This is a genomic window from Streptomyces sp. NPDC088733 (assembly GCF_044751185.1).
In the GTDB taxonomy this organism is placed as follows: domain Bacteria; phylum Actinomycetota; class Actinomycetes; order Streptomycetales; family Streptomycetaceae; genus Actinacidiphila.
This window is the reverse complement of sequence record NZ_JBIVLH010000057.1, coordinates 1-4,951: the sequence shown is the minus strand read 5'-3', so window position 1 is coordinate 4,951 and position 4,951 is coordinate 1. Positions and strand designations below refer to the sequence as shown.

Genomic DNA, 4,951 nt, shown 5'->3' with positions numbered 1-4,951 from the left:
GGTGATGTAGGGGTCCACGGTGCCCTCGTCGTACAAGGCGTGGAAGAGGAACCCCTCCTGCAACGGCGACAGAGGCAGAACCGCCTCAAAACCTGGCTGCGCGTTCGTACGGAGCCAATCGTCCTCCAGGGCGGCCAACTCGTCCTGGTCCAGTTCGATCAGCGGTACGGAACGGCTTCGTTCCAGGGCCGCCGCCTCGGCCGGCTCGGCGTCCCGCACCACTGCGGCCAGTGCGGCGACGGTCTTGTGGACGAACACGTCGCGTGGGGAGATGACCAGGCCGGCCTTGCGGGCCCGGGACACCAGCTGGATCGAGACGATCGAGTCGCCGCCCAGGTCGAAGAAGCTGTCATCGGCGCTGACTCCGGTCACGCCCAATACCTGGGCGAACACCTCGGCCAGCGTGACTTCATGAGGCGTCCGCGGGGCACGGCCTCCTCCCGAGCCGGCGATCTCCGGCACCGGCAGGGCGGCCCGGTCCAGCTTCCCGGTGGCTCCGAGCGGGAGCTCGCTCATCACCACAACCGCCGCGGGCACCATGTAGTCCGGCAGCTCGCCGGCGACACGTTCGCGCAGGTCCCGGGGGCTCAGGCTGTCGATGCCCGCCACAGGAGTGACGTACCCCACGAGGCGCTTGATGCCCGGCTGGTCCTCACGCACCACCACGGCGCACTGGGCCACCCCGGCGCATCGGGCCAGAACGGACTCCACCTCGGCGAGTTCGATGCGAAAACCGCGCAGCTTGACCTGGTCGTCGGAGCGGCCGACGAAGAACACCTCACCGTCCTCGGTCCAGCGGACCACATCACCGCTGCGGTACATCCTGGTGCCGGGCTCACCATAGGGATCTGCCACGAAACGGGCAGCGGTCAGGTCCGCCCTGCCCAGATACCCCCGGGCCAGTCCCGCACCCGCGATATAGAGCTCGCCCGGCACCCCGGCGGGCACTGGTTGCAGGCCCATGTCCAGCACATACACCCGGGTGTTGCCGACAGGGCGGCCGATCGAAGGCTGCGGGGAACCGTGCAAAGGCCGGTACAGCGCGTCGATGGTCGTCTCGGTCGGCCCATAGAAATTGAAGGCGGCCGGTCGCGCGACCTCCCGCAGCGCCTCCCACAGCGAGTGACTCACGGATTCTCCGCCGAGCAGCAGGACATGAGGGCGATGCGGAGCCTCCAGCAGCCCGCTCGCCACCAATTGCTCGGCGAATGACGGGGTGGTGTCCAGCAGGTCGATCACATGCCTCTGCGCGTAGTCGATCACCGCCTCGGCGTCCCGCCGCACATCGTCGGCGACGAGGTGGAGCTCATGGCCGTCCAGCATCCACAGAAGCTCGGCCCAGGACGCGTCGAAGGACAGCGAGGCGGTCATGGCAACACGGAACCGGGCCTGCCCGGAGGCCGCGACGACGGGACCGTAGAACGCGGCACGATGCTGCTCGAACAGATTCACCACGCCCGCATGGCGGAGCACGACCCCCTTCGGGCGCCCTGTGGAGCCTGAGGTGTAGATGACCAGCGCCGGATGAGAGGCTCGCAGGGGCGACAACCTGTCCGCGTCGGTCACATCGGCATCCGACACCCCAGCCTGCGCCGCCTCCGTCTCCGGGCTCCTGAGGAGCATCACCGGGGTCCCGGCGTCCGCCGGCAGGCCGGCCCTGTTCTCCGCATCGGTGATCACCAGCGCGGGTGCGGCATCGGCCAGGATGTGGTTGACGCGCTCCGCCGGATAGTTCGGGTCGATCGGCACGTAGGCGCCGCCGGCCTTGAGTACGCCGAAGGCGGCCACGATGGCGTCCGCGGAACGCGACTGGAGCAGGCCCACGGTCACTTCCGGTCCCACACCCCGCTCGATGAGCAGACGCGCCAGTCGGTTCGCCCGCCTGTCCAGCTCGAGGAACGTCAAGGTGCGGTCCTCGCACACCACGGCGGTCGCGTCGGGGGAACGCCGCGCCTGTTCCGCGAGCAGGTTCGCCAGTGTCGTCGACGCGGCCGTCCCGTCCGCGCCGATCGTGCCGCTCCACTCGCCCAGCAGCAGGCCGCGCTCCTCGACACCGAGGGCGTCCACCGCGCTCACACGCATCTCGGGGGACACCGCCAGAGTCTCCAGGATGCGTTGGAGGCGGGTGGCCCACTGTTCGATGTCGTGGTGGGTGAACAGGTCGGGGCGGTAGCTGAGGCCCAGGCGCAGCCGGCGTCCGGGAAGGGCCACCAGACCGAGCGGGTAGTGGGTGGCGTCGCGTCCTTGGATGTCGGTGACGGTGATGCCGGGGGCGAGTTGGGTGAGCGCGTCGTTGTCGAGGGGGTAGTTCTCGTAGACGACGGTGGTGTCGAAGAGTTCGCTGTGTCCGGTGATGCGTTGGATGTCGGCGAGCTGGGTGTGCTGGTGGGCGATGAGTGCGGTCTGCTGGTCCTGGATGCGGGTGAGCAGGGTGGTGAGGGTGTCGGCGGGGTCGAGTCGGGTTCGGACGGGTTGGGTGTTGATGAAGAGGCCGATCATGTTCTCGACGCCGGGGAGTTCCGCGGGGCGGCCGGAGACGGTGGCGCCGAAGACGATGTCCTGTTTGCCGGTCATGCGGGCGAGGAGGATGGCCCATGTTGCCTGGAGGAGTGTGTTGAGGGTGATTCCGGTGGTGCGGGCTGTGGTGGTGAGTGCTGTGGTGAGTTCTTCGGTGAGTTCGATGTCGAGTTGTTCGGGCAGGACGGGTTCGCGGTGGTCGTCGGCGGGGGCGATGAGGGTGGGTTCTTCGAGGCCGGCGAGTGCTTCTCGCCAGGCGTGGTGGCTTTCTTCGCGGTTCTGCGTGGTGAGCCACCGCAGGTAGTCCTTGAAGGCCGGGGCGGGGGGGAGGGTGGAGTCGTCGTTCGTGTAGAGGGTGAACAGTTCGCTGAAGACCAGGGGCAGGGACCAGCCGTCGAAGAGGATGTGGTGGCTGGTGAAGACCAGGACGTGCCGGTCGGGCGCGAGCCGGACCAGGGTGAAGCGCAGCAGTGGTGCGGTGGTCATGTCGAACCGGCGAACACGGTCCTCATCCAGCAGTCGGCTCAGTTCCTGCTGCTGGAGGGAAGCGTCCAGGGTGTTCAGGTCGACCTCGAGCCACGGAACGTCCACGTCCCGTGTGATCACCTGTGTGGTTTGTCCTGTGGTGGTTTGGGTGAATGTGGCTCGGAGGTTGGGGTAGCGGTTGAGGAGGGTTTGGGCTGCGGTGTGGAGGGTGGGTGTGTCGAGGTTGCCGTGGAGGTGGAGGGCGAACTGGGTGTTGTAGACGTCGATGCTGTGTGTGTTGTCGTTGTTGTAGAGGGCGTGGAAGTGCAGGCCGTCCTGGAGGGGGGACAGGGGTAGGACGTCGGTGATGTGGGTGTGGTGGGTTTCGAGTTCTTCGATGTCTGTCTGGTCGAGGGTGACCAGGGGGAGGTCGGAGGGGGTGAGTCCGCCGGCGTGGGTTTGTGTGGTGAGGGTTCGTAGGGCGGTGAACCAGTTTTCGGCCAGTGCGCGGACGTCGTTTTCGGTGAGGACTGCGTCGGGCCAGGTCCAGGTGGCGAGGAGTCGGGGGCCGTCGGGGTGGTCCTGGGTGAGTGCGTTGATTTCCAGGGCGTGGGGCATGGGCCGGGTGTGGTCGGCGCCTGATCCCAGGGCTGTGGCTTCGGTGGTTGTTGCCCAGTCGGTGGTGTGGTTCTGGTCGGTGGCGGGGAATCGGCCGAGGTAGTTGAAGCCGATGTGGGGGCGGTTGCCGGTGGCCAGGAGGGGTGCGGTGTCGGGGTTGAGGTGGCGGAGCAGGCCGTGGCCGATGCCGTTGTCCGGGACTGTGCGCAGTTGTTCCTTGACGGTTTTCAGTGCGCGGGCCAGGGCGGGGCCGTTGGTGATGTCTGCGGTTCCGGGTGTGAGGCGCATCGGGTAGGTGGAGGTGAACCAGCCGACGGTGCGGGACAGGTCGGTTCCCGGGAGGATTTCTTCCCGGCCGTGTCCTTCGAGCTCGATGAGGATGCCGGAATCGGTGTTGGTGCCGCGGTGGTGTGCCCAGTTGTTGAGGGCGGTGCTGAGGGCGGTCAGCAGGACGTCGTTGATGTGGGCGTGGAATGCGGCGGGGAGTGTGGTGAGCAGGGGGGTGACGACGTCGGCGGGGAGGACGAGTTCGAGGGAGCGTGCCGTTGACACGGTGTCTCGGCTGGGGTCCAGTGCGTGGTCGGTCAGGAGTGGTTCGTTGTCGGTGGTCATGGAGGACCACAGGTCGAGTTCGGCGACGCGTCGGGGTTCGGTGGCCTCTCGGGTCAGGCGGGTGGCCCAGGTTCGCAGTGAGGTGGGGACCGGGTCGAGTGCGGGGTGGTGTCCGGTGGTGGCCTGTTCCCAGGCTGACTGGAGGTCGGGGAGCAGGATGCGCCAGGACACGCCGTCGACGGCGAGGTGGTGCACCATCAGCAGGAGCCTGCCGGGGGTCTGGGGTCCGGCGTCGAACCAGACTGCCTGGACCATCGTGCCGGCTTCGGGGGCGAGTCGTGCCTGGGCGGCCCGGGTCTGCTCGGCGATGACGTCTGGCAGTGCCTCGGTGTGCGTGTGCTGGATGTCGTGGCGGGTCAGGCAGTGTGCGGCTGGGACTGTGCCGGCGGGGGTGGTCTCCAGTTGCCAGTCGTTGTGTCCGCGGGTGATCCGCATGCGCAGGGCGTCGTGCCGGTCGAGGAGTGCCTGGAGGGCTGTGGTGAGGTCGTCCAGGCCGGCGGTGGCGGGGGTCTGGACCAGCATCGACTGGTAGAAGCCGTCGATCGGGCCGTTCTGCTCGCGCAGCCAGTGGACGATCGGGGTGGCGGGCACCTTGCCGATGCCCGCGTCGGCGGTCTCGGTGACGGCCGTGTCCAGTTCTCCGGCCACTGCGGCCAGTGCGGCGACGGTCTTGTGGACGAACACGTCGCGTGGGGAGATGACCAGGCCGGCCTTGCGGGCGCGGGAGACCAGCTGGATC

General features: G+C 68.0%; 1 protein-coding gene. It reads right to left on the bottom strand.

Annotation, left to right across the window (positions count from 1 at the left end):
• A partial coding sequence (locus tag ACIP64_RS41380; protein ID WP_401598029.1) for an amino acid adenylation domain-containing protein occupies window positions 1–4,951 on the bottom strand: 4,951 nt, incomplete at both ends.